At 71.5% G+C, this 23,827-nt stretch carries 18 protein-coding genes; 10 read left to right on the forward strand and 8 right to left on the reverse strand.

Features of this window, described 5'->3' with window-relative positions:
• Window positions 1-2: 2 nt before the first annotated feature.
• Window positions 3-587 carry a biotin transporter BioY gene (locus ACFWBF_RS18995; protein ID WP_385602804.1) on the reverse strand — a complete coding sequence of 195 codons (585 nt, stop codon included), beginning with the start codon at window positions 585-587 and terminating at the stop codon, window positions 3-5.
• A 284-nt stretch (window positions 588-871) separates the two neighbouring features.
• On the opposite strand from ACFWBF_RS18995, the gene ACFWBF_RS19000 reads away from it, so the two are divergent.
• From ACFWBF_RS19000 to ACFWBF_RS19010, 3 genes are all read left to right on the forward strand, one after another.
• A complete protein-coding gene (locus tag ACFWBF_RS19000; RefSeq protein WP_385602806.1) occupies window positions 872-2,281 on the forward strand; it encodes an amino acid permease in 1,410 nt (469 codons plus the stop codon).
• A 98-nt stretch (window positions 2,282-2,379) separates the two neighbouring features.
• Window positions 2,380-3,783, forward strand: a complete 1,404-nt coding sequence (locus ACFWBF_RS19005) for an amino acid permease (protein ID WP_385602810.1) — start codon at window positions 2,380-2,382, stop codon at window positions 3,781-3,783.
• Window positions 3,784-3,853: 70 nt separating this feature from the next.
• Complete coding sequence (locus ACFWBF_RS19010; RefSeq protein WP_385602813.1) at window positions 3,854-4,510, forward strand: superoxide dismutase; 657 nt, start codon at window positions 3,854-3,856, stop codon at window positions 4,508-4,510.
• 142 nt (window positions 4,511-4,652) lie between these two features.
• Here the strand turns inward: ACFWBF_RS19010 and ACFWBF_RS19015 are convergent, their stop codons facing one another.
• On the reverse strand, window positions 4,653-5,300 hold the full coding sequence (locus ACFWBF_RS19015; protein ID WP_385602816.1) for a DsbA family protein: 648 nt from the start codon (window positions 5,298-5,300) through the stop codon (window positions 4,653-4,655).
• Between the two features lie 111 nt (window positions 5,301-5,411).
• Between ACFWBF_RS19015 and pepN (ACFWBF_RS19020) the strand changes: the two genes are divergently transcribed.
• The 4 genes from pepN (ACFWBF_RS19020) (at window position 5,412) to ACFWBF_RS19035 (ending at window position 12,807) form a co-directional block, all read left to right on the forward strand.
• Window positions 5,412-7,964: an aminopeptidase N gene (gene pepN / locus ACFWBF_RS19020; protein WP_385602818.1), complete on the forward strand. Its 2,553-nt coding sequence runs from the start codon at window positions 5,412-5,414 to the stop codon at window positions 7,962-7,964.
• A 152-nt stretch (window positions 7,965-8,116) separates the two neighbouring features.
• On the forward strand, window positions 8,117-9,076 hold the full coding sequence (locus tag ACFWBF_RS19025; RefSeq protein WP_385602821.1) for a hypothetical protein: 960 nt from the start codon (window positions 8,117-8,119) through the stop codon (window positions 9,074-9,076).
• Window positions 9,073-9,201 (forward strand): hypothetical protein, encoded by a 129-nt coding sequence (locus ACFWBF_RS19030; protein WP_385602824.1) that lies wholly within the window; start codon window positions 9,073-9,075, stop codon window positions 9,199-9,201. Before ACFWBF_RS19025 ends, ACFWBF_RS19030 begins: the two co-directional genes overlap by 4 nt.
• A gap of 273 nt (window positions 9,202-9,474) precedes the next feature.
• Complete coding sequence (locus ACFWBF_RS19035) at window positions 9,475-12,807, forward strand: S8 family serine peptidase (RefSeq protein WP_385602827.1); 3,333 nt, start codon at window positions 9,475-9,477, stop codon at window positions 12,805-12,807.
• A 54-nt stretch (window positions 12,808-12,861) separates the two neighbouring features.
• On the opposite strand, the gene ACFWBF_RS19040 is transcribed toward ACFWBF_RS19035, so the two are convergent.
• Complete coding sequence (locus tag ACFWBF_RS19040; RefSeq protein WP_385602829.1) at window positions 12,862-14,346, reverse strand: M28 family metallopeptidase; 1,485 nt, start codon at window positions 14,344-14,346, stop codon at window positions 12,862-12,864.
• Between the two features lie 252 nt (window positions 14,347-14,598).
• Here ACFWBF_RS19040 and ACFWBF_RS19045 point away from each other — a divergent pair, with 252 nt between their 5' ends.
• Window positions 14,599-15,627: an aspartate-semialdehyde dehydrogenase gene (locus ACFWBF_RS19045; RefSeq protein WP_385602832.1), complete on the forward strand. Its 1,029-nt coding sequence runs from the start codon at window positions 14,599-14,601 to the stop codon at window positions 15,625-15,627.
• 55 nt (window positions 15,628-15,682) lie between these two features.
• Here the strand turns inward: ACFWBF_RS19045 and ACFWBF_RS19050 are convergent, their stop codons facing one another.
• Entirely contained in the window at window positions 15,683-16,189 is a 507-nt protein-coding gene (locus ACFWBF_RS19050) for a DUF1203 domain-containing protein (RefSeq protein ID WP_385602835.1), read from the reverse strand.
• Between the two features lie 138 nt (window positions 16,190-16,327).
• Here ACFWBF_RS19050 and pepN (ACFWBF_RS19055) point away from each other — a divergent pair, with 138 nt between their 5' ends.
• Window positions 16,328-18,904 carry an aminopeptidase N gene (pepN, locus tag ACFWBF_RS19055; RefSeq protein WP_385602838.1) on the forward strand — a complete coding sequence of 859 codons (2,577 nt, stop codon included), beginning with the start codon at window positions 16,328-16,330 and terminating at the stop codon, window positions 18,902-18,904.
• Window positions 18,905-18,958: 54 nt separating this feature from the next.
• On the opposite strand, the gene ACFWBF_RS19060 is transcribed toward pepN (ACFWBF_RS19055), so the two are convergent.
• Genes ACFWBF_RS19060 through ACFWBF_RS19075 form a run of 4 tightly spaced genes read right to left on the reverse strand, consistent with a single transcriptional unit; the run spans window position 18,959 to window position 23,120 of the window.
• Window positions 18,959-19,861 (reverse strand): LysR family transcriptional regulator, encoded by a 903-nt coding sequence (locus ACFWBF_RS19060; protein WP_385602841.1) that lies wholly within the window; start codon window positions 19,859-19,861, stop codon window positions 18,959-18,961.
• A 10-nt stretch (window positions 19,862-19,871) separates the two neighbouring features.
• Window positions 19,872-20,804 (reverse strand): DMT family transporter, encoded by a 933-nt coding sequence (locus tag ACFWBF_RS19065; protein ID WP_385602844.1) that lies wholly within the window; start codon window positions 20,802-20,804, stop codon window positions 19,872-19,874.
• A gap of 42 nt (window positions 20,805-20,846) precedes the next feature.
• Entirely contained in the window at window positions 20,847-21,791 is a 945-nt protein-coding gene (locus ACFWBF_RS19070; protein WP_385602847.1) for an EamA family transporter, read from the reverse strand.
• A gap of 48 nt (window positions 21,792-21,839) precedes the next feature.
• Window positions 21,840-23,120 carry an MFS transporter gene (locus ACFWBF_RS19075; protein WP_385602850.1) on the reverse strand — a complete coding sequence of 427 codons (1,281 nt, stop codon included), beginning with the start codon at window positions 23,118-23,120 and terminating at the stop codon, window positions 21,840-21,842.
• Between the two features lie 105 nt (window positions 23,121-23,225).
• Here ACFWBF_RS19075 and ACFWBF_RS19080 point away from each other — a divergent pair, with 105 nt between their 5' ends.
• Window positions 23,226-23,717 carry a MarR family winged helix-turn-helix transcriptional regulator gene (locus tag ACFWBF_RS19080; protein ID WP_385602853.1) on the forward strand — a complete coding sequence of 164 codons (492 nt, stop codon included), beginning with the start codon at window positions 23,226-23,228 and terminating at the stop codon, window positions 23,715-23,717.
• Window positions 23,718-23,827: the final 110 nt, after the last annotated feature.

Genomic DNA, 23,827 nt, shown 5'->3' on the forward strand with positions numbered 1-23,827 from the left:
CGTCAGCCGCGGCGGCCCACCAGCTTCCAGGCGGCCGGCAGCACACCCATCGCCAGCGCGGCCTTGAGCGCGTCGCCGATCAGGAACGGGGTCAGGCCGGCCGCGACGGCCGCACTCGCCGACATCCCGGTGGCGGCCATCAGGTAGGGCACGCCCACCGCGTAGATGACGGCCGAGCCGAGCACCATCGTGGCCGCCGTACGCGGCACCGAGCGGTCGGCGCCGCGCCGCGCGAGGGCGCCGACGAGGGTGGCGGCGAGCAGCATGCCGAGCACGTAGCCGAAGGAGGCGCCGCCCGCGCCGGAGGTGCCGCCCGCGAACCACGGCACGCCGGCCATGCCGACGAGGGCGTACAGGGCGAGCGAGAGGAAGCCGCGCCGGGCGCCGAAGGCGGTGCCCACCAGCAGGGCGGCGAAGGTCTGCCCGGTGACGGGGACCGGCGAGCCGGGGACGGGCACGGCGATCTGCGCGGCCAGGCCGGTGAGTGCGGCTCCGCCGGCGACGAGCGCGATGTCGCGGACGCGGCTCGCGGGCAGCAGGTCGGCGAGGACGGCGCCGGGCCGGAAGGAGACGGAAGCAGTGCTCATCGGGACTCCGCGAGGTGGTGGGTGACGGGACGATCACCGACGTTAGTGCGGGACGCGCCGCCGCCCCACCGTCGCCCGGGACAAAGCCGTACTCCCCGGTTTCGTGGGGACCGGACAAAGACCCGGACTTACACCCGAGTTGAAGTGATCCGTGTCACGGGCCACATTCGAAGACACGTCCTTTTTGCTCCTGCGGGCGTCCTCCAGGGAGACTGTAGGTTCCCGCCAATCCCTTGTGCAGCCCCCAGCGCCGCTTGGCCGACCGAGAGTACGAGCATCCCCTCATGCGCGACCACCTGCCCGACCCGAACGTCACCGCGGGCGGCCTGCCCGCGGGTTCCCCGGAGCCCCTGAGCCACAGCCTCAAGCAGCGTCACCTGACCATGCTGGGCCTCGGCGGCGTGATCGGCGCCGGGCTCTTCGTCGGCTCCGGCGCCGGCATCGGCATCGCCGGTCCCGCGATCATCTGCTCGTACCTCCTCGCGGGCGTGCTCGCAATGCTCGTGATGCGGATGCTCGGCGAGATGTCGGCCGCGATGCCCGCCTCCGGCTCCTTCTCGGTCTACGCGGAGAAGGCCCTGGGGCGCTGGGCCGGTTTCTCGGCGGGCTGGCTGTACTGGTTCCTGCTGGTCGTGGTGCTCGCCGTGGAGGCGACCGGCGCGGCGAAGATCGCGAACGGCTGGCTGCCCGCGGTCGACCAGTGGGTGTGGGTGCTGATCTTCATGGTGGTCTTCACCGTGACCAACCTGGCCGCGGTGCGCAATTTCGGCGAGTTCGAGTTCTGGTTCGCCGCCCTCAAGGTCGGCGCGATCGTGCTGTTCCTCATCCTGGGGACCCTGGCGATCTTCGGCCTGCTGCCCGACACGGATCCGATCGGCACGGCCAACCTGAGCGGCCACGGGGGCTTCTTCCCGCAGGGCATGGGCGGCGTGGTCGCCGGCATGCTCGCGGTCGTCTTCGCCTTCGGCGGTCTGGAGGTCGTCACCATCGCGGCCGCCGAGTCCGACGACCCGGCCCGGTCCGTGGCCCGCGCGGTGCGCAGCGCCGTGTGGCGCATCCTCTTCTTCTACGTCGGCTCGATGCTGGTCATCGTGACCCTGCTGCCGTGGGACTCGCTGAAGCCGGGCGAGAGCCCGTACGTCGCCGTCCTGGACTCCATCGGCATCCCCGCGGCCGGCCAGATCATGAACATCGTGGTGTTCGTGGCGCTGCTGTCGGCGCTGAACGCGAACCTCTACGGCTCCTCGCGCATGGTGTTCTCGCTGGCCGAGCGGGGCGAGGCGCCGGGCGCACTGCTGAAGGTCTCGGGCAGCGGGGTGCCGCGCCGGGCGGTGTTCGCGTCGGTGGCCTTCGGGTTCGTGTCGGTGGTGCTGAACCTGCTGTGGCCGGACACGATCTTCCTCTACATGCTCAACGCGGTCGGCGCGGTGCTGCTGTTCGTGTGGGCGCTGATCGCCGTCTCGCAGCTGAGGCTGCGCTCCAGGATCGAGCGGGACATGCCCGAGCGGCTGACGCTGCCGATGTGGCTGTTCCCGTACGCGACGTGGGCGGCGCTGATCGGGATGGCGGTGGTGCTGGTGCTGATGCTGTTCGACGACTCGGCGCGGCCGCAGCTGCTGTGGTCCTCCGGCGCGGCCGCGGCGGTGCTGGTGGTGGCGGGCGTGCGCGAGATCCGGGCCCGCCGGGCCGCCTGACGGGTCTCTCGTACGAGAGGGATCACGGGCAGTGAGTCCGGTGTCCGGATCATGGACAGGATCCGTCCGATTATCGGACGGTGGGCAGACTTGCCCGCATGAGCCAGCGCACCATCACACCCCCCGAATCCCAGGCCCCGCCGCAGTCCGGAGCCGGATCCCCCCTCGGCAACGGACTCAAGCAGCGCCACCTCTCGATGATCGGCCTCGGCGGGGTCATCGGCGCCGGGCTCTTCGTGGGCTCCGGCGCCGGCATCGCGGCCGCCGGTCCCTCGATCGTCATCGCGTACGCCGTGTCCGGCCTGCTCGTGATGTTCGTGATGCGGATGCTCGGCGAGATGTCCGCCGCCAACCCCGCCTCCGGCTCCTTCTCGGTGCACGCGGAGCGGGCCATCGGCCCCTGGGCGGGCTTCACGGCGGGCTGGATGTTCTGGACACTGCTGTGCGTGGGCGTCGCCATCGAGGCCATCGGTGCCGCGCACATCATGACCGGATGGTTCCCAGGCACCCCCGCCTGGATGTGGGTCCTGCTCTTCATGCTGGTCTTCACCGGGAGCAACCTGGCCGCCGTCTCCCACTTCGGCGAGTTCGAGTTCTGGTTCGCCGCCCTCAAGATCGGCGCCATCACCCTCTTCCTGGGCCTGGGCATCCTGGCCGTCCTGGGCCTGCTGCCCGGCACCGCGTCCCCCGGCTCCGCCAATCTGCTGCACGACGGCGGCTTCCTGCCCAACGGCACGGAAGGCCTGCTGGTGGGCCTGCTCGCCTCCGTGGTCGCGTACGGCGGCCTGGAGACGGTGACCATCGCGGCAGCCGAGTCCGACGATCCGGTCAAGGGCGTGGCCACGGCCGTGAAGACCACCATGTGGCGGATCGCGGTGGTCTACATCGGCTCCATGCTGGTGATCGTCACCCTGCTGCCGTGGAACGACCCGGCGGTGACCGAGGCCGGCCCGTACGCGGCCACCCTGGACCACCTGGGCATCCCGCACGCCGGCCAGGTCATGAACGTGGTCATCCTCATCGCCCTGCTCTCCGCGATGAACGCCAACATCTACGGCGCCTCGCGCATGGCCTACTCCCTCGTCTCCCGCGGTCAGGGCCCCAAGGCGCTGGCCAAGGTCGGCGGCGGGGTGCCGCGCCGCGCGGTGCTGCTCTCCTCGGGCTTCGGATTCGTCACCGTGCTGCTGTCGTTCTGGTACCCGGACACCCTTTTCGCCTGGCTGCTCAACATGGTCGGCGGCGTCATCCTCGTCGTCTGGGGCTTCATCGCCGTCTCGCAGTTCCTGCTGCGCCGCCGCCTGGAGCGGGAGTCGCCGCGGAAGCTGGTCGTGAAGATGTGGGGCTTCCCCTACCTGACCTGGGTGGCGCTGGCCGCGGTCGCCGGGGTGCTGCTGCTGATGGCCCTCGACCAGGACACGCGGGTCCAGGTGGTCTTCACCGGCGGTCTGACGGCCGTCCTCGCCACGGCCGGATACGTGATGCAGCGTCGGCGACCCGAGTAGATACTGTTAGCGTGCAGTTGCACATTACTTGCAATAAGCACTCGGCACGCTGAGGGGACCGGACACCCGCATGGCCATCTACACGCTTCCCGAGCTTCCTTACGACTACGCGGCGCTGGAGCCGGTGATCAACCCACAGATCATCGAGCTGCACCACGACAAGCACCACGCGGCCTACGTCGCCGGTGCCAACTCCACGCTGGAGCAGCTGGAGGAGGCGCGCGACAAGGAGAACTGGGGCGCGCTGAACGGTCTGGAGAAGAACCTCGCGTTCCACCTCTCCGGCCACATCCTGCACAGCATCTACTGGCACAACATGGCCAGCCCGAAGACCGGCGAGGGCGGCGGCGAGCCCACCGCCGCGGACGGCCTGGGCGACCTGGCCGACGCGCTCACCGAGTCCTTCGGCTCCTTCGCCAAGTTCAGGAAGCAGCTGACCTTCGCGGCCTCCGCGACGCAGGGCTCCGGCTGGGGCGTGCTGGCGTACGAGCCCATCAGCGGCCGCCTGATCGTGGAGCAGGTCTACGACCACCAGGGCAACGTCGGCCAGGCCTCCGTGCCGGTCCTCGTCTTCGACGCCTGGGAGCACGCCTTCTACTTGCAGTACAAGAACCAGAAGGTGGACTTCATCGAGGCCATGTGGAACGTCGTCAACTGGCAGGACGTGGCCAAGCGCCACGCCGACGCCAAGGCGAACACCCCGCTGCTGATCCCCGTCAAGGGCTGATCACCGTAAAGGGCTGATCACCGCCCGAAAGCCGTCCGCTTCGTGATCGTCTTCTCAACCTTCACTCGCGGGCGTTTCCACCGGAAGACCCCCACGAGGACAGGACTCGCGGGGGTCTTCCGCATCGTGCGGGTCCACCGGGCTACTCGAAGGACGGGCCCTGGGTGCGGGTGCGCTTGATCTCGTAGAAGCCGGGGATGGAGGCGACCATCAGGGTGCCGTCCCACAGCCGGGCGGCGGCCTCGCCGCGCGGGGCCGGGGTGACCACCGGGCCGAAGAAGGCCACCTCGGCGCCGTCGGCTCCCGGCACGGAGATGACCGGGGTGCCGACCTCCTGGCCGACGCGGTCGATGCCGTCGTTGTGAGAGGCGCGCAGCACCTCGTCGTACTCGTCGGAGTCGGCGTAGTGGATCAGCTCGGCGGGCAGGTCCAGCTCGGCCAGCGCGTCGGCGATCGCCTCGCGGGTCGGGCCCTGGCCGTCGTTGTGGAAACGGGTGCCGAGTGCGGTGTAGAGCTTGCCGGTGACCTCGTCGCCGAACTTCTGCTGGGCGGCGACGACCACGCGCACGGGGGCCCAGCCCTTGGGGCCGAGCAGCTCGCGGTAGCGCTCGGGCAGCTCCTCCAGCTTGTTCTCGTTCAGCACGGCGAGGCTCATGACGTGCCAGCGGACCTCGACGTCGCGGACCTTCTCGACCTCCAGCATCCAGCGGGACGTCATCCAGGCCCAGGGGCAGAGGGGGTCGAACCAGAAATCGACCGGGGTCTTCTCGCGCACCTGGGTGTCGGCCATGTCTCTCCTCAAGTCGAAGCGTTCCTCCTGCAGAACCAGCCCGGATACAGCCGCATTCCCCATGGCAGGATTCGGTGAGGTCAGGATTCGCGATCACACCGAGGAGTACATGTGCCCGGCAAGAGTCTGTCCCGTGACGAGGCGCGCGAGCGGGCCGAGTCGCTGTCCGTCGACGGCTACGAGCTCGTCCTCGACCTGAGGTCCGCGGTGGACGAGGCCGAACCGGCCGAGGGCCCCCGCACCTTCCGCTCCGTGACGAAGATCCGCTTCCGGGCCACCGCCCCCGCCACCTTCGTCGACCTGGTCGCCCCCTCGGTCAACAGCGTCACGCTCAACGGGCGCGAGCTGGACCCGGCCGTCGTCTTCGACGGCTCGCGGATCGCCCTGGACGGGCTGGCCGCCGAGAACCTCCTCGTGGTGGACGCGAACTGCGCGTACAGCCGCACCGGCGAGGGCATGCACCGCTTCGTGGACCCCGAGGACGGGGAGGTCTACCTCTACACCCAGTACGAGCCGGCCGATGCCCGGCGGGTGTACGCGAACTTCGAACAGCCGGACCTGAAGGCGCCCTACCGCGTCGAGGTGACCGCGCCCGAGGGCTGGCAGGTGTGGAGCAACGGGGTCGAGGAGTCCCGCGAGGGCGAGACCCGGCGCTTCGCCGAGACCGCGCCCATCTCCACGTACATCACCTGCGTGGTGGCGGGGCCGTACCACTACGTGACGGACACCTACACGCGCGGGGACCTGACCATCCCGCTGGGTGCGATGTGCCGCAAGGGCCTCGCGAAGCACTTCGACGCGGACGACGTCTTCCTCGTCACCAAGCAGGGCTTCGACCTCTTCCACGAGCTGTTCGACTACCCGTACCCCTTCGGCAAGTACGACCAGGCCTTCGTGCCGGAGTACAACCTGGGCGCGATGGAGAACCCGGGGATGGTGACCTTCCGGGAGGAGTACATCTTCCGCGGGAAGGTCACGCAGGCCTCCTACGAGCGGCGCGCGAACACGATCCTGCACGAGATGGCGCACATGTGGTTCGGCGACCTGGTCACCATGCAGTGGTGGGACGACCTGTGGCTGAAGGAGTCCTTCGCGGACTTCATGGGCTCCTTCGCGCTGGTCGAGGCGACCCGCTTCGACCAGGCGTGGGTCACCTTCGCCAACAACCGCAAGGCGTGGGCCTACCGCGCCGACCAGTTGCCGTCCACGCACCCGATCACGGCGGACATCCCGGACATCGAGGCCGCGAAGCTGAACTTCGACGGGATCACGTACGCCAAGGGCGCGGCGGTGCTCAAGCAGCTCGTCGCGTACGTCGGGCGGGACGCGTTCCTGGAGGGCTCGCGGCGGTACTTCAAGGCCAACGCGTACGGGAACACGACGCTGGACGACCTGCTGTCGGTGCTCGGGGAGGTCTCCGGGCGGGACATGGCCGAGTGGTCGCGCGCCTGGCTGCAGACGGCCGGGGTGAACTCGCTGACCCCGGTGGTGACCTGTGACGCGGGCGGGCGGGTGACCGAGCTGGCGGTGGTCCAGGACGGCGACGAACTGCGCCCGCACCGGGTCGCGGTCGGGCTCTACCGCCTGGAGGGCGGCTCCCTGGTCCGGTACGCGCGGGCCGAGGCCGACGTGGCGGGCGCGCGCAGCGTGGTCGCCGAGCTGACGGGGCAGGAGCGGCCCGACCTGGTGCTGGTCAACGACGAGGACCTCACCTACTGCAAGGTGCGCTTCGACGAGAGGTCGGCGCAGACCCTGCGGACGCACCTGGGCGATGTGGCGGACCCGCTGACGCGGGCGCTGTGCTGGTCCGCGCTGTGGAACCTGACGCGTGACGGGCTGATGCCGGCGCGGGACTTCGTCTCGATGGTCCTGGCCCACGCGGGCCGCGAGACGGACGTCGGCGTCCTGCAGATGCTGCACACGCAGGCGCTGTCCGCGGTCACCCACTACGCGGCCTCCCAGTGGCGCGAGCAGGGCGGGCGGGTGCTGGCGGCGTGCGCGCTCCAGGAGCTGCGCTTCGCGGAGCCGGGCTCGGAGCACCAGCTCACCTGGGCCCGCTTCTTCGCGGCGAGCGCGGCGACGGAGGGCGACTTCCAGCTGCTGCTGGGGCTGCTGGACGGTTCGGCGCGGATCGACGGGCTCGAGGTGGACCAGGAGCTGCGCTGGGACTTCCTGCTGCCGCTGGCCGCGCACGGGGCGGTGGACGAGGGCGTCCTGGCCGCGGAACTGGCGCGGGACGACACGGCCTCGGGCAAGCGCTACCAGGTGCGGTGCCTGGCGGCCCGGCCGTCGGCGGCGGTGAAGGACCAGGCCTGGGCGGCGGTGGTCGAGTCGGACAGCCTGTCCAACGCGCTGGTGGAGGCGACCGTCGCGGGCATGGAGCAGCCGTCGCAGCGGGAGCTGCTGGCGCCCTTCGAGGAGCGGTACTTCTCCGTGATCGAGCGGGTCTGGGCGGAGCGGTCGATCCAGATCGCGATGACCGTGGTGCGGGGGCTGTACCCGTCGCTGCAGGACTCGCAGTCCACGGTCGAGGCGACGGACGCGTGGCTCGCGGCGCACGAGTCGGCCGCGCCGGCGCTGCGGCGGCTGGTGCTGGAGTCCCGCGACGACCTGGCCCGCGCGCTGCGCGCGCAGCGCTGCGACGCGGCGGCGTCCGCCGAGTAGTCCCGCGGTTGCGCTCCCGGGGCTCCGCGGCCCCGGGAGCGGATCCCCCATCGGCAGTCGAACGCCCGTACTTTAGCCCCGGCTTGTCCGGATTTGTCGACGGGCATGTAACAGGCGTTAGCAGGGCCACGGCCTGAGGGAATCACCGCGTCATGAACCACAACGCGCCCCTCCCCCTCGCCCACCTCACCGGCACCCGCCCCCGCGTGCTCTCCCTCGCGCAGCTCCGCGAGCACGGAGTCTCCGCCTCCGAAGCCGCCGAGCGGCCCTGGCAGCAGGTCCTGCCCGGGGTGTTCCTGCTCCACTCCGGGCCCGCGACGAGCGAGGAGCGGCTGCACGCCGCCCTGCTGTACGCCGGCCGGCGCGGCGACGAAGCCATGATCACCGGGCTGGCCGCGCTCGCGCTGTACCGGTTCACCTCCGCGCCCGCCCTGCTGGGCGTCGGCCACATCGACGTACTCGTGCCGAACACCCGGCGGCTGCGGTCCACCGGGGACGTGCGGATCGTCCGCGCGCACACCCCGCCCCGCCCGACGGAGGTCACCGGGCTGCCCGTGGCCCCCGTCGCGCGGGCCCTCGCCGACGCGGTCGCCCAGCTCTCCGACGCCGCCACCGTGCGCCGCCTGCTCAGCGAGGCCGTCCGCGGCGGGCACTGCGAACCCGGCGCCGTCGTAAGGGAGCTGACGGTCGCCCGGCTGCTGAACCGGCCGCACGTGGTGGACGCGGTCGAATCGCTGCTCGCCGAGGGCCGCGCCATCGCCGAGGACCGGCTCTACCGGCTCGTACGGGGCTTCGACCTGCCCGAGCCGGTCTGGAACGTCGACCTGCGCCTGCCCGGCGGCCCGCACCTGGGCGGGGTCGACGCGTACTGGCCCGAGCACGCCGTGGCCGTGGAGATCGACACCCGCGCCCCGCGCCAGGGCGAGGACGAGCAGTGGTCGGAGTCCGTGCGCAAGCGCGAGACCCTGGAACGGCTCGGGGTGAGCGTCCTGCACATCACCCCGCGCAAGCTCCGCGACTGGCCCGAGCAGCAGGCCGCCGTCGTTCGGACCGCCCTGACGGCCTCCGGCGACCGCGAGCCCGCCGCCTACCTGGTCGTACTCCCCCGGTGAAGCGGTGGCGGCGAGGTCCGGCCCGCGCGGTCGCGGACCCCGCCGACGAGAGCGCCCGCTCCATGGCCGCCTGCGGCAACCGGGCGAAGGCCTCGCGCCGCCACGCGCGCACGCGCGAGCGCTGAACGCGCGAAAGTTGTCACACCCGATCCGAGACGAGGCCCCACTCTGCCACCGACGTGCGGTCGGGAAATCGACAAATCAACTCTTCAACCCCTGCGGGTCGTACCGGTTCATGACGGTACGGCCCCTCTGGCGTTTCCTCCGCACTGGCGAGTGTCCGCCATGGCAGGTATCGGTCAATGACAACCCTCCCCAAACAGCTGTCACTTGCGCAAAGCTGACCGGTCATCCGGCACCGAAATCCGGACCGTTTCTTTCACTTACCAGGGATGCTGATGACCCTCGAATCCCCCAGCTCCATACCCGGGGCCAGACGCGTCGCGCGCGTCGCAGCCGCGGCCGGTCTGGTGGCCGCCCTCGCGGCCACCGGCGCCATACCCGTCTTCGCGGCAACCGGCGCCGACAAGCCGGGCACCCCGGGCACCACGCCGGCCGTCAAGTCGGCCGACCAGAAGCTCGGTTCGGCGGACGCCGAGCTGCTCCAGGAGGCCAAGGCCAAGGGTGACGCGACCGTCACCGTCATGGTCGCGACCGCCCCCGGCCAGACCAAGCAGGTGGCCGACCAGCTCGACGCCGTCCAGGGCGCCTCGGTGGGCCAGACGTACGACAAGCTCGGCTACGTCCGCGCCACCCTGCCCACCGGCAAGGCGGAGGCCGCCCTCAAGGCGGCCGCCAAGCTGTCCTCCGTGCACGGCATCGACCTGCGGCACGAGATCCAGCTGCCCGACCCGCGCCCCGACGCCGGCAAGGACACGGGGAGCACGCGCAAGACCGCGGGCGAGACCTACCCGGGTCCGGACAAGAACACCCCCGCGAAGAACCCGTACAACCCGTCCTTCGAGACCGGTTCGCTGGACTTCCTGAAGAGCAACCCGCAGGCCGACGGCCGCGGGGTCACCATCGGCATCCTGGACTCCGGCGTCGACGTCTCGCACCCGGCGCTCCAGAAGACCACCACCGGCGAGCGCAAGATCGTCGACTGGGTGACGGCGACCGACCCGATCGCGGACGGCGACGCCACCTGGCGCGCCCAGATCACCCCGGTCACCAGCGCCGGCGGCACCTTCACCGCGGGCGGCCAGAGCTGGAAGGCTCCCGAGGGCAGCTTCCAGTGGAGCCGCTTCAGCGAGTCGATCACCGCCACCGGTGACATGAAGGGCGACGTCAACCGGGACGGGGACACCACCGACCGGTTCGGCCTGCTCTACGACGTCGCCGCCGGCACCGTCCGCGTCGACACCGACCAGGACGGCGACTTCACGAACAACGAGCCGATGAAGCCGTACAAGGACGGCTACCAGATCGGCTACTTCGGCACGGACAACCCGGCGACCGACGTCGCCGAGCGCATCCCGTTCGTGATCGAGATCCGCAAGGACGTCCCGATGGACCCGCTGGGCGGTGACTGGGTCGGCAAGAAGGCCGACTTCGTCAACGTCGGCATCATCGAGTCCGAGCACGGCACGCACGTCGCGGGCATCACCTCCGCCAACAGCCTCTTCGGCGGCAAGATGAACGGCGAGGCGCCCGGCGCGAAGATCGTCTCCTCGCGCGCCTGCAGCTGGTCCGGCGGCTGCACCAACATCGCGCTGACCGAGGGCATGATCGACCTCGTCGTCAACCGCGGCGTCGACATCGTCAACATGTCGATCGGTGGCCTCCCGGCCCTGAACGACGGCAACAACGCGCGTTCCGAGCTCTACAAGAACCTCATCGACACCTACGGTGTCCAGCTCGTCATTTCGGCGGGCAACGAGGGCCCCGGTATCAACACCATCGGCGACCCCGGTCTCGCGGACAAGGTCATCTCCGTGGGTGCCGCGGTCTCCAAGGAGACCTGGGCCGCCAACTACGGCTCCGGCGTCACCAAGAAGTACGACATGTTCCCCTTCTCCTCGCGCGGTCCGCGTGAGGACGGCGGTTTCACGCCGACCATCACCGCCCCCGGCGCCTCGATCAACACGATCCAGACCTGGCTGCCCGGTGCGCCCGTGAAGGAGGCCGGCTACAACCTCCCGGCCGGCTACGGCATGCTGCAGGGCACCTCGATGTCCTCGCCGCAGGCGGCGGGCGCCAGCGCCCTGCTGATCTCGGCCGCGAAGCAGCAGCACATCGCCCTCACCCCGGCGAACCTGCGCATCGCGCTCACCAGCTCCGCGAAGAAGATCGACGACGTCCCGGCGCACGCCCAGGGCTCGGGTCTGATCAACATCCCCGGCGCGTGGGAGTCCATCCAGCGCGGCGCGCAGGCCAACGACTTCACCGTCTCGGCGCCGGTCGACACCGCGATCGACCAGTTCCTGAAGACCCCGGGCTTCGGCACCGGCGTCTACGACCGTGAGGGCGGCCTCAAGGTCGGCCAGAAGAAGGTCTACAACGTCGTCGTCACCCGCACCACGGGCGTCAAGTACGGCACCCCGCACAAGCTGTCGTGGCGCTACAACGACGGCACGTTCAAGGTCCTCAGCGACTACGACTACGTGACGCTGCCCCTGAACAAGCCGGTCACCATCCGCGTCGAGGCGAAGGCCAAGACGGCCGGCGTGCACAGCGGCATCCTCCAGCTGGACGACCCGACCACCGAGGGCATCGACAAGCAGATCCTCTCCACGGTCGTCGTCTCCACCCCGCTGGCCAAGCCGTCGTTCGCCTACTCGGACACCTCGTCCGTGCAGCGCAACACCCACAAGTCGTACTTCGTCACCGTCCCGGCGGGCGCCAAGACCCTTGAGGTCGCCCTCGGCGGTCTGAAGCCGGGCAGCCAGACGCGCTTCATCTCGATCCACCCGTACGGTGTGGGCGTCGAGGACAGCGCGACGACGCAGTGCTACCCGAACTACGACAACCCGGCGAACCTCTGCCGCCCCGACCTGCGTTCGTACGAGAACCCGCAGCCGGGCGTCTGGGAGATCGAGGTCGAGTCGCGCCGTACGTCGCCGCTGCTCGACAACCCGTTCAAGCTGGACGTCTCGGTGCTCGGTGCGGGCTTCGACCCCGCCGTCAAGGTCCTGCCCGAGGTCAAGAAGGGCACCCCGGCGCCGGTCCAGTGGAGCGTCAAGAACGACGGTGCGGCCATCTCCGGCGGCAAGCTCCAGGGCGGCCCGCTCGGTTCCGCGAAGGTCGCCAAGCCGACCATCGCCGCCGGTGAGACCCAGACCAGCGAGGTCGTGATCGGCGAGGGCGTCTCCCGCCTCGACGTCGCGATCGGCAACGTCTCCGACACCGGTGCGGACCTCGACCTCGAGGTCTACAAGGACGGCGTCAAGGTCGGCTCCTCCGCCGACGGCGACTCCGACGAGGCCGTCAGCCTGGTCAACCCGGCCGCCGGCACCTACACGGTCAAGGTGGTCGGCTACGCGATCCCGGCCGGCACCACCACGTACGACTACCGCGACGTGTTCTTCTCGGCCGCCCTGGGCTCCGTCCAGGTCGACGAGGGCGCCGCGGTGAACCTCGCCAACGGCGCTTCGGCGAACGTCTCGGCGAACGTCCTGGTCAACAGCGAGGCCCCCGCGGGCCGCCAGTTCTTCGGCCAGGTCAAGCTGCTCAACGGCCGCGGCACCGCCGCCGGCACCGGCAGCGTGCAGATCGACAAGGTCCTTCCGTAGTACGGACCGAACCGAAGGGGCGGCGCTCTGACGAGCACCGCCCCTTCGGGCTTTCTACTTGCCGAGCGACCGCAGGGACTCGGCGTAGGTGCCGACCGCGTGGGCGATCACGTCCAGGTTGGTGTCGAAGGCCCCCAGGTCCAGGTTCTTCAGGTTGTCGCCCGCCCCGTGGTAGTTCGGGTCGTACGGGGCTCCGGCCGTGCCGCCGTGGCGCGAGGCCTGCTCGGCGGTCTTGATGCCCTCGGCGCCGGTGAAGGTGCCGCCGGCCGGGATCCCGTTCGCGATGAACGGGCCGTAGTCGGAGCGGCCGTCGAAGTCACTGCCCTCGTGCGGCTTGTGCTTCTTGTCCAGGAAGCCGTTGATCAGCGCCTCGATCTGCGCGGAGCCCGCCGGGCCCGCGCCCTCGCCGACGTTGTCCGAGTTGTCGCCGTCGTAGACGAACTGCACCGGGTTCGGCGAGGCGATCATGTCGAAGTTCAGGTAGAGCGCGATGTCCTTCTTCTGCTTCTGCGACAGCTGCGCGACGTAGTGCTCGGAGCCCAGCAGGCCCAGTTCCTCCGCCGACCACCACGCGAAGCGCACCTTGTTGGCGGGCCCCTTGCCCTTCTTGTCGGCACCCTCCTCCGCGAGTTTCAGGGCGACCTCCAGCAGACCCGCCGAGCCGGAGCCGTTGTCGTTGATGCCGGGACCCTCGGGGACCGAGTCCAGGTGGGCGCCGACCGCCACGACGCGGTCGGAGCGGCCGCCCCTGGTCTCGGCGATCACATTGCGGGTGGTCTTCTTGACGTGCTCCTGGTCCAGGTCCAGGCGTACGGTCACCTCGCCCTGGGCGGCGGCCGCGGTCAGCGCCTCGCCGTCGGCCAGGGTGATGCCCGCGCTCGGGATCACGCCGTCGGCGGGCGAGGAGAATCCGCCGCGGACGGGGGTGGTGCCGCTGTGGTTGTAGACGATGACGCCGAGGGCGCCGGCCGCCGCGGCGGCCTTCTCCTTCTCCACGAAGGTGCAGGCCCCCCGCTTGACCAGGGCGATCTTCCCGGCGAAGGCACCCGCCGGGTAGTCGGCCGCGTCGCAGCCCGGGGTCTCGTCGACCCGGGCGAGGGCGAGCGGGGCGGCGAGGCCGCCGGCCGGGGTGGACTTGGTGAAGGTGAAGGCGGCGGTGGCCAGGTCACGGGTGTCGGGGCCGAGGACGGTGGTCCTCTCGGTCTTCGTGTGCGCCTCGTAGATGTCGAAGTCCTGGTACGAGACCTGGTAGCCGGCCTTCTTCAGCGTGTCGTGGACGTAGGCCGCGGAGGCCGCGTGGCCGGGCGTGCCGGCGGCCCGGTTGCCGCCGTTGGCGTCGGCGATCTGCTGGAACTTCGCCAGGTGCCGGTAGGCACCGCGCGCGGTGACCCCCTCGACCAGCTCCTTGGCGAGCCGGGACTCGCGCGGGTGGGCGGACGCCGGGGCGGCGGTGGCGGTCAGCAGGACGGGTGCGGCGACGGCGGCCGCGAGTGCGGCGAGCGCCGGTATGGACCGGCGGCGGTGGCGGATGGCGGGCACGGTGTTCCTCCCCAGGTTTGGATGTCGGACGGCCGTGTCCGGATAGCGGGCACGACAGACCGGACGCTAACCGGCCGCGACCAGGCAAAACGGGTGTTCGGGGGCGCCGCAACACGCCCGTCACGGACTCGTCACGGGGGTTCGCATTCAGGACACCGTCCGTTCCTCGGACAATGGATTGGACAAGCCTCGTGGGGTCGAACGCATGATGGCTCCACGCGCGCCCGCGTCGTACGTACCGAAGGAGTCACCGTGAGGGTCGGAATCGTCGGAGCCACCGGACAGGTCGGCGGAGTCATGCGCGGCATCCTGGCCGAGCGGAAGTTCCCGGTGGAGGAGCTGCGGCTGTTCGCCTCGGCCCGCTCCGCGGGCTCGACGCTCGAGTGGGAGGGCCGGGAGATCACCATCGAGGACGCCTCCACGGCCGACTACTCCGGCCTGGACATCGTGCTGTTCTCGGCCGGCGGCGCCACCTCCAAGGCCCTGGCCGAGAAGGTCGCCGCGCAGGGCGCCGTCGTGATCGACAACTCCTCCGCCTGGCGCAAGGACCCCGAGGTCCCCCTCGTCGTCTCCGAGGTCAACCCGCACGCGATCAAGAACCGCCCCAAGGGCATCATCGCGAACCCGAACTGCACCACCATGGCCGCGATGCCGGTGCTGCGCCCGCTCCACGACGAGGCCGGTCTGACCGCGCTCGTCGCCACCACCTACCAGGCCGTCTCCGGTTCGGGCCTCGCGGGCGTCGCCGAGCTGCGCACCCAGGCCTGCGCGGTCTCCGAGACCGCCGACCAGCTGACCTTCGACGGCGGCGCGGTGGACTTCCCGGAGCCGGGCGTCTACAAGCGCCCCATCGCCTTCAACGTGATCCCGCTGGCGGGCTCGATCGTGGACGACGGCTCCTTCGAAACCGACGAGGAGCAGAAGCTCCGCAACGAGTCCCGCAAGATCCTGGAGATCCCCGGGCTCAAGGTGGCGGGCACCTGCGTGCGCGTGCCGGTGTTCGCGGGCCACTCCCTCCAGATCAACGCCCGCTTCGAGCGCCCGCTGAGCGTGGAGCGCGCGTATGAGCTGCTGAAGGACGCCCCGGGCGTGGAGCTGTCCGAGATCCCGACCCCCCTCCAGGCCGCCGGCAAGGACGCCTCGTACGTGGGCCGCATCCGCGCCGACGAGACCGCCGAGAACGGCCTCGCGCTGTTCCTCTCGAACGACAACCTGCGCAAGGGCGCGGCGCTGAACGCGGTGCAGATCGCCGAGCTCCTGGCCGAGGAGCTGCGCGGCTGATCCCGCTGATCGCATGACCGGGGGGCGGCGCCGTCAGGTGCCGCCCCCCTGCGCGTCACGGGCGGCGGACCTCGTAGAGGAAGCAGCCGAACTCGGCGGCCCGCAGGTGCACGAGGGCGACCTCCGGATCGGCGAAGGCCTCGTCCAGAGCCTGTCCGAGCTCCGTGCCGGGGTCCTCGCCGAGGGTCAGGACACGGCCGCCGAGGATGTGCCCGCGAGCGCTGTACCGCCGGGCGGTGCGCTGCACACCGGGCCGGGCGAACGGATATCCCCGGCCGCCGGCCGGTCCGCCGCAGTCCTCGGCGTGGACGAAGACGGGCCCCTGCTCGTCGTACGCGCCCGGCCGCGCGCCGGTCGCGGCGGCCCAGCGCCGCAGCGGTGCGTACGAGACGAGCGCGATCCGCTCGCCGGGCCGGCTGCGCCGCAGACAGCAGCGCAGCGGTGCGCCGCCTTCGGCGTCCTCGTACGGGACGCACTCCCGCCCGGCGTCGTCACGGACCCGCAGCCCGGCGAGGGCGTCGGGGGCGATGGGGAGCACGGTGTGGCGTGTCACGGTGGTCATGGGTCCAGGGTGCGGGTGAGGGGCGGTTGCGGCCGGCGGGAATCGGACGTCGCGTTCGCCCGTGGATTACTCCGCCGCGGTGACGCCGACCGCGTGGAAGGATGGCGGGGCAACGTCACCATCAAAGGAGATGAACGCGTGCCTGGCACGAACCTGACCCGTGAAGAAGCGCAGCAGCGGGCGAAGCTGCTCACCGTCGACTCCTACGAGATCGAGCTCGATCTCAGTGGGGCACAGGAGGGCGGGACCTACCGGTCCGAGACCACCGTGCGCTTCGACTCGGCCGAGGCCGGCGCCGAGACCTTCATCGACCTGGTCGCGCCCGCGGTCCACGAGGTGGTCCTGAACGGCAAGGCGCTCGACGTCGCCGCCGTGTTCCGGGACTCCCGCATCGCGCTGCAGCACCTGGCCGCCGGGGCCAACGAGCTCCGTGTCGTCGCGGACTGCGCGTACACCAACACCGGCGAGGGCCTGCACCGCTTCGTGGACCCGGTGGACCAGCAGGCCTACCTGTACACCCAGTTCGAGGTGCCGGACGCGCGGCGCGTGTTCGCCAGCTTCGAGCAGCCCGACCTGAAGGCGACGTTCCGGTTCACCGTGACGGCCCCCGAGGGCTGGACGGTCATCTCGAACTCCCCGACGCCCGAGCCGAAGGACCGGGTGTGGGCCTTCGAGCCGACCCCGCGCATCTCCTCGTACATCACCGCCCTGATCGTCGGGCCGTACCACGCGGTGCACAGCTCGTACGAGGGCCGGGACGGGCAGTCCGTGCCGCTCGGCATCTACTGCCGGCCGTCCCTCGCCGAGTTCCTCGACGCGGACGCGATCTTCGACGTGACGCGGCAGGGCTTCGACTGGTTCCAGGAGAAGTTCGCGTACGACTACCCCTTCGCCAAGTACGACCAGCTCTTCGTCCCGGAGTTCAACGCGGGCGCGATGGAGAACGCGGGCGCGGTCACCATCCGCGACCAGTACGTCTTCCGCTCGAAGGTGACGGACGCGGCGTACGAGGTGCGTGCGGAGACGATCCTGCACGAGCTCGCCCACATGTGGTTCGGCGACCTCGTCACCATGGAGTGGTGGAACGACCTGTGGCTGAACGAGTCGTTCGCCACGTACACGTCGATCGCCTGCCAGGCGTACGCGGAGGGCTCGAAGTGGCCGCACGCGTGGACCACCTTCGCCAACTCCATGAAGACCTGGGCGTACCGGCAGGACCAGCTGCCCTCCACGCACCCGATCATGGCCGACATCCGCGACCTGGACGACGTCCTGGTCAACTTCGACGGCATCACGTACGCCAAGGGCGCCTCGGTGCTCAAGCAGCTCGTCGCCTACGTCGGCACGGACGCCTTCTTCAAGGGCGTGCAGGCGTACTTCAAGGCGCACGCGTACGGGAACACGCGCCTGTCCGACCTGCTCGGCGCCCTTGAGGAGACCTCGGGCCGCGATCTGACCGCCTGGTCGAAGGCCTGGCTGGAGACGGCCGGCATCAACATCCTGCGCCCGGAGATCACCACCGACGAGGACGGTGTCGTCACCGCGTTCGCGGTCCGCCAGGAGGCCCCGGCGCTGCCGGCCGGCGCCAAGGGCGAGCCGACGCTGCGGCCGCACCGGATCGCGGTCGGCCTGTACGACCTCCAGGACGGGCGCCTCGTCCGCACGGACCGCGTCGAGCTGGACATCGACGGCGAGCTGACCCCGGTGGACGCGCTCGTCGGGCGGCCGCGCCCGGCCGTCGTGCTGCTGAACGACGACGACCTGTCGTACGCGAAGGTCCGCCTCGACGAGGTCTCGCTGGCGAACGTCACCGCGCACCTGGGCGACTTCACCGAGTCGCTGCCGCGGGCGCTGTGCTGGGCCTCGGCGTGGGACATGACCCGCGACGGCGAGCTCGCCACCCGCGACTACCTCGCGCTGGTGCTGTCCGGCATCGGCAAGGAATCGGACATCGGCGTCGTCCAGTCGCTGCAACGCCAAGTGAAGCTGGCCATCGACCTGTACGCCGACCCGGCGTGGCGGGAGCAGGGTCTGGCCACCTGGACCGAGGCCACGCTGGAGCACCTGCGTGCGGCCCAGCCGGGCAGCGACCACCAGCTGGCGTGGGCGCGCGCGTTCGCGGCGACGGCCCGTACGCAGGAGCAGCTGGCGTACCTGTCGGGTCTGCTCGACGGCTCCGTGGAGGTCGAGGGCCTGGCCGTCGACACCGAGCTGCGGTGGACGTTCCTGGAGCGCCTCGTCGCGACGGGCGTCAGCGACGAGCCGGCCATCGCGGCGGAGCTGGAGCGGGACGCGACGGCGGCGGGCGAGCGCCACGCGGCGACCGCGCGGGCCGCGCGGCCGACGGCGGCGGCCAAGGCGGAGGCCTGGGCCTCGGTCGTCGAGGGCGACTCGCTGCCGAACGCGGTGCAGGAGGCCGTGATCGGCGGCTTCGTCCAGACCGACCAGCGGGAGCTGCTCGCGCCGTACGCGGAGAAGTACTTCGCCGCGGTCAAGGGGGTCTGGGAGAGCCGCAGCCACGAGATCGCGCAGCAGATCGCGGTGGGTCTGTACCCGTCGCTGCTGGTCTCCGAGGAGACCCTGGCGGCGACCGACGCGTGGCTGGCCGCGGCCGAGCCGAACGCGGCGCTGCGGCGTCTGGTGTCGGAGTCCCGCGCGGGCGTCGAGCGGGCGCTGCGGGCCCAGTCGGCCGACTCCGCTGCCGCTCGGGCCTGACGCCCCTGGCTCCCGGGCGGGGGTCCACCCCCCGCCCGGGAGCCCCTTCGGGGGCTACGTCCGGGCGGCCGCGGCCGCGGTCAGGGCCGCGAGGACGTGGGAGACGGCCGGGGCGGATTCGGAGCCGCGGCGGATCGCCGCGATGACGTGCCGCGTCGGGCGGTCGTGGGACAGCACCCGCACCGCCACCCCCGGGGCCCGGCTCGACACCATGCGCGGGACGAGCGCGACCCCCATCCCCGCCCCCACCATCGCCAGGATCGCGGTCCAGCCGGACGCCGAGTGCGCCTGCTCCGGGACGAAGCCCGCCGCCTCGCACGCGCCCCGGGCGATCTCCGACCAGGGGCCGCTGCCCCCGTAGATCCACGGGTCCCGGGACAGGTCCGCCAACCGCAGGTCCCGCGCGGCCGCCAGCGGATGGTCCGGCGGCAGGGCCACGTCCAGCGGGTCCTCCATCAGCGTGACCCGGGTGAACCGCGCGTCCCGGGCGGTCGGGGCGTGCGCCGCCAGGGACAGCGCGAGGTCCACGCCCCCGGCGGACAGCAGCTCGTACGATTGCGCGGCCTCGGTCTCCCGTACCCGTACCTCCACCCGGGGGTGCGTGCGCCGCAGTTCTGCCACGGCGGGGACCACCAGCGCCGGCACGGCGGTGGAGAAGGCCCCGACCCGTACCTCCCCCGCCTCTCCCCCGAGGTACCCGGCCAGCTCCGCGTCGGCCCGCTCCAGCTGCGCGAACACCGCCTCCGCGTGCCGCAGGACCAGGTGGGCGGCGGCCGTGAGCCGGACGCGGCGGCCCTGCGCCTCCAGCAGCGGCACCCCCAGCTGCCGGGCCAGGTTGGTCAGCTGCTGCGAAACGGCCGAGGGCGTCATGTGCAGCGCCTCGGCCGTCGCGGTCACGGTCCCCCGCTCGGCGAGGGTCCGCAGGATCCGCAGCTTCTTGATGTCCCACTCGGTCATGGGCCCGAACCTACCGCCGGGCACCGAGCCCCACGCCGCCCAGGATCAGCGCCATGCACAGCAGCTGCGCCGGACCGGTCCGCTCGCCGATGAGCAGGAAGCCGAGGCCCGCGACGCAGACCGGCTGGAGGTAGTAGACGACCCCGGCGCGGGCGGCGCCGATGACCGAGACGGCCTTGTTCCAGGCGAAGAAGGCGACGGCGGAGGAGAAGACCCCGACGTAGAGCAGCGGTCCGACCGTGCCCGTGGTGGCCTCGAAGCCGCCCTGGACGGTGAGGGACACGGCGTACGCGGGGGCCAGCATCAGCGCGCCGAGGACGAAGGTGGTGATCAGGAACGCCAGGCCGCCCAGTTCGGCGGGCTTGCGCTTGAGCAGCGCGCTGTACGTGGCGAACGACAGCGCGGCACCGAACATCCACAGGTCGCCGGCGCCGAAGTCGAAGCCGAGCGAGCCGTCCCCGACCAGCAGCAGCACGCCGAGGGCGGCGAGCACGAGCCCGAAGGTGCGCCGGGCGCCGAGCCGTTCGCCGCCGAGGCGGCCGTACAGGGCCATGATGACCGGCGAGGCGGCCATGATCATGCCCATGTTGGCGGCGGAGGTGGTCAGACCGGCCTGGTGGACCAGCGTGTTGTAGAGGGTGACGCCGAACAGCGTGGCGAGGGCGATGAATCCGAGGTGCCGCCGGATCAGGGCCCGCTGCTGCCAGGCCTGCCGGGCGGCGAAGGGGGCGACGGCGACGGTGGCGATGATCCAGCGCCAGAAGACGGCCTGGACGGGCGGGACGGTGTCGGCCATCCCCCGGGTGGCGACGAAGCTGCCGGACCAGATGACCGTCGCCAGGAGGGCGAGGAGCACACCGAGTCCGGCGGCCCCCTTCTTCCCCGTGCCCCGGGCGGTGGGCTCGGCTTGCGAAACGGTACGGGCGCGGTCCATGACGGCCACTGTGCGTCTCCCCCTCGGGGTCGGTCTGGCGGGTGGTGAGACCTACCGTCGCACCCGCTCATCCGTCAGGTCCATCGAAATGTTTCGATCAGTTTGTTCAGCAGAACTGAACGGTGCCGCCTTCGGCGGCCGGGGTGCGCCCACCGTCAGCTGACCCACGAGCGTGGCGCCGAAGGCGATCGCCATGCCCAGCAGCTGCACCGGCGTGAGTGCCTGCCCCAGGGCCGCCCAGCCGATGACGGCGGCGGTCAGCGGGGACATCGGCGAGAGCAGGGTGACCGAGGTGGCGGTGAGCCGGCCGATGCCGCGGAACCAGAGCCAGTACGCGATGCCGGTGTTGATCAGCATCATGTAGCCGTAGCCGAGGAAGGCCTTGCCGTCGAGCGCGGGCGGCGCCCCTTCGACCAGGGCGGCGATCGGGATGATGATCAGCCCGCCGGCGGTGAGCTGCCAGCCGGTCATGGCCAGCGGGCCGACGCCCTCGGGGCGCCCCCAGCGCTTGGTCATGACGGTGCCGGCGCCCATGGAGGCGGAGGAGACGACACCGGCGACGATGCCGACGAGGTCGAGCTGCGCCTGGGCGGTCAGGACGACCATGCTGACGCCGAGCGCCCCCACGACCGCGGCGAGCACGGTCCGCAGCCGGGCCCGCTCGCCCAGCAGGAGGGCGGCGAGTCCCACGACGAACAGGGGGCCCGCGGAGCCCAGTACGGCCGCGACCCCGCCGGGCAGCCGGTAGGCGGAGAGGAACAGCAGCGGGAAGAAGGCTCCGATGTTGAGCGCGCCCAGGACGGCGGACTTCCACCACCATTCGCCCTTGGGCAGGGTGCGGGAGAGGGCCGTGAGCAGCAGTCCGGCGGGCAGGGCGCGCATGACGCCGGTGAACAGCGGCCGGTCGGGCGGCAGCAGTTCGGAGGCCACGGCGTACGTGGAGCCCCAGGAGACGGGGGCCAGGGCGGTCAGGGCGACGGTGGCGAAACGCTTCATGGCGGGTGACTCCTCGGGCAGGTGAGGAACGCGGGACAGGACGGCGGCTCAGGCCGCGACGGGCACCGGCGGGCGCGGGGCGGCGGCCGGGGGCTCGGCGTGCACGGCATCGGCGGGCAGGTGCGGCTCCAGCCGGACCAGCGCCAGGGCGGCACCGAGGGCGGCCACGGTGAGCACGGCCCAGGGCAGGCGGCCGTCGACGGCGAGCAGAGCGGTGAAGAGGGAGGGGGCGAGGGCGCCGGCCAGCGAGTAGGAGAGCTGGTAGGTGGCCAGGTAGCGGCCGCGGGCGGCTTCGGGGGCGGCGGAGACCGACAGGGCGCCGCCGGAGGGGCTGTGGACCAGCTCGCCGAGGGTGTAGAGGACCACGACGGCCAGCAGGGCCACGAGTGTGGCGCTCTGCCCGGGGCGCACGGTGCCGAGCACGATCTGGCCGACGAAGGCGGCGGCGAAGAGCAGCGCGCCGAGGGCGGCCGAGCGGGTGCGGCGGGCACCGGAGCGGCGGACGCGGCCCGCGACGAGCACGCCGATCCCGGCGCACAGGGCGGTGTTGAGGGTGAAGGCGGCTCCGGTGAGGGAGTCGGGGGCCTTCAGCCAGGTGGAGAGGTAGAGCGGGAAGAGGACGGAGAGGGCGGAGTAGCCGAGCGCGGTCAGGAAGTTGGCGGCGGTCAGCCCGAGGAAGGGCCGGTCGCGCAGGACCGTCCGGTATCCGGCGGACGCGCGCCGGGCGGATGCGGCCTCGGCGTCACGGACCGGGCGGACCCGGGCGACGAGCAGCCCGGCGAGGGCGAAGGCCAGCGAGTTGCCCCAGGCGGTGTAGGTGAACGCGCCGGTGCCCCACAGTGCCAGCACGGCGGAGACGAGCAGGGCGCCCGCGCCCATCCCGGCGTTCTGCAGGGCCCGGATGGCGGCCTGGAGCCGGTCGCGGGCGGCGCCGCGCGCCACCTCCCCGATCAGGGACTGCTGGACGACGGCGAAGGACCGGTCGGCCAGGGCGGTGACGAGGGCGACGGCCGCGAAGGCGGGCAGCGAGCCGGCGAGGGGGTAGAGCGCGAAGCCGAGGGCCCGTATCCCGTAGAGCGCCAGGTTGACCTTCTTGGCGCCGAACCGGTCGACGGCCGAGCCGGCCAGCGGCATGAAGGCGAGTCCCGCCACCCCGGTGACGGTCATGACCAGGCCGACGAGGGTGAAGGACAGGCCCGTGACGTGGTGGAAGAAGACGAGCGAGAACGGGACGTACATGCCGATCCCGACCGCGCTGATCCCGATGCCGAAGAGCAGTGACCGCTCCCCCTCGACCCGCGGTTCCCGCACCGATGCACCCGGCTTCATGATGTCCCCCCAGTGGTTGCTTGCTTGTAAGTAGCTTACCTCTAAGCTACTTTCCGTCAAGCTACTTTCTTGCGAACGACCGAGCGGAAGCCGGATACTCCAGCCATGAACGACCAGAAGGACGCCGTCGACGCGATCACCGCCCAGTGGTACGCGGTGCGCCCCGACCTGGACACGGCCCCCATGGCCGTCTTCGGGCGGATCTACCGGATCGCCAAGGCCATGGGCGACGCGATGGACCGGACCTACGCCCGCTTCGGCATCTCGCGCGGGGAGTTCGACGTCGTGGCCACCCTGCGCCGCTCCGGCGAGCCGTACACGCTCTCACCCCGGCAGCTGTCGGCCACGCTGATGCTCACCACGGGCGGCATGACGGGGCGTCTGGACAAGCTGGAGAAGGCCGGGCTGCTCTGCCGCAAGCCCGATCCGCACGACCGGCGCGGGCTCCAGGTGACCATCACCGACCGCGGGCTCGCGCTCATCGACGAAGCCGTCTCCGCCGGCCTGGAGGTACAGCGCGCCGGGCTCGCCGGGCTGAGCGACGCGGAGGCAGAGGTGCTCACCGGCCTGCTCCGCAAGCTGCTGGCCGGGGTCTGAGAACACGACGGGGCGCCGGGGGGGGGGCGGGGGCGCCCCCCCCCCCCCCGCGAGGGTGGGGGGCCGGCGGCGGGGCCCGCGCGGGCGGGTTGCTTGAGTGAGGGTAGGGG

This window comes from Streptomyces sp. NPDC060028, from assembly GCF_042736725.1.
Classification (GTDB): domain Bacteria; phylum Actinomycetota; class Actinomycetes; order Streptomycetales; family Streptomycetaceae; genus Streptomyces.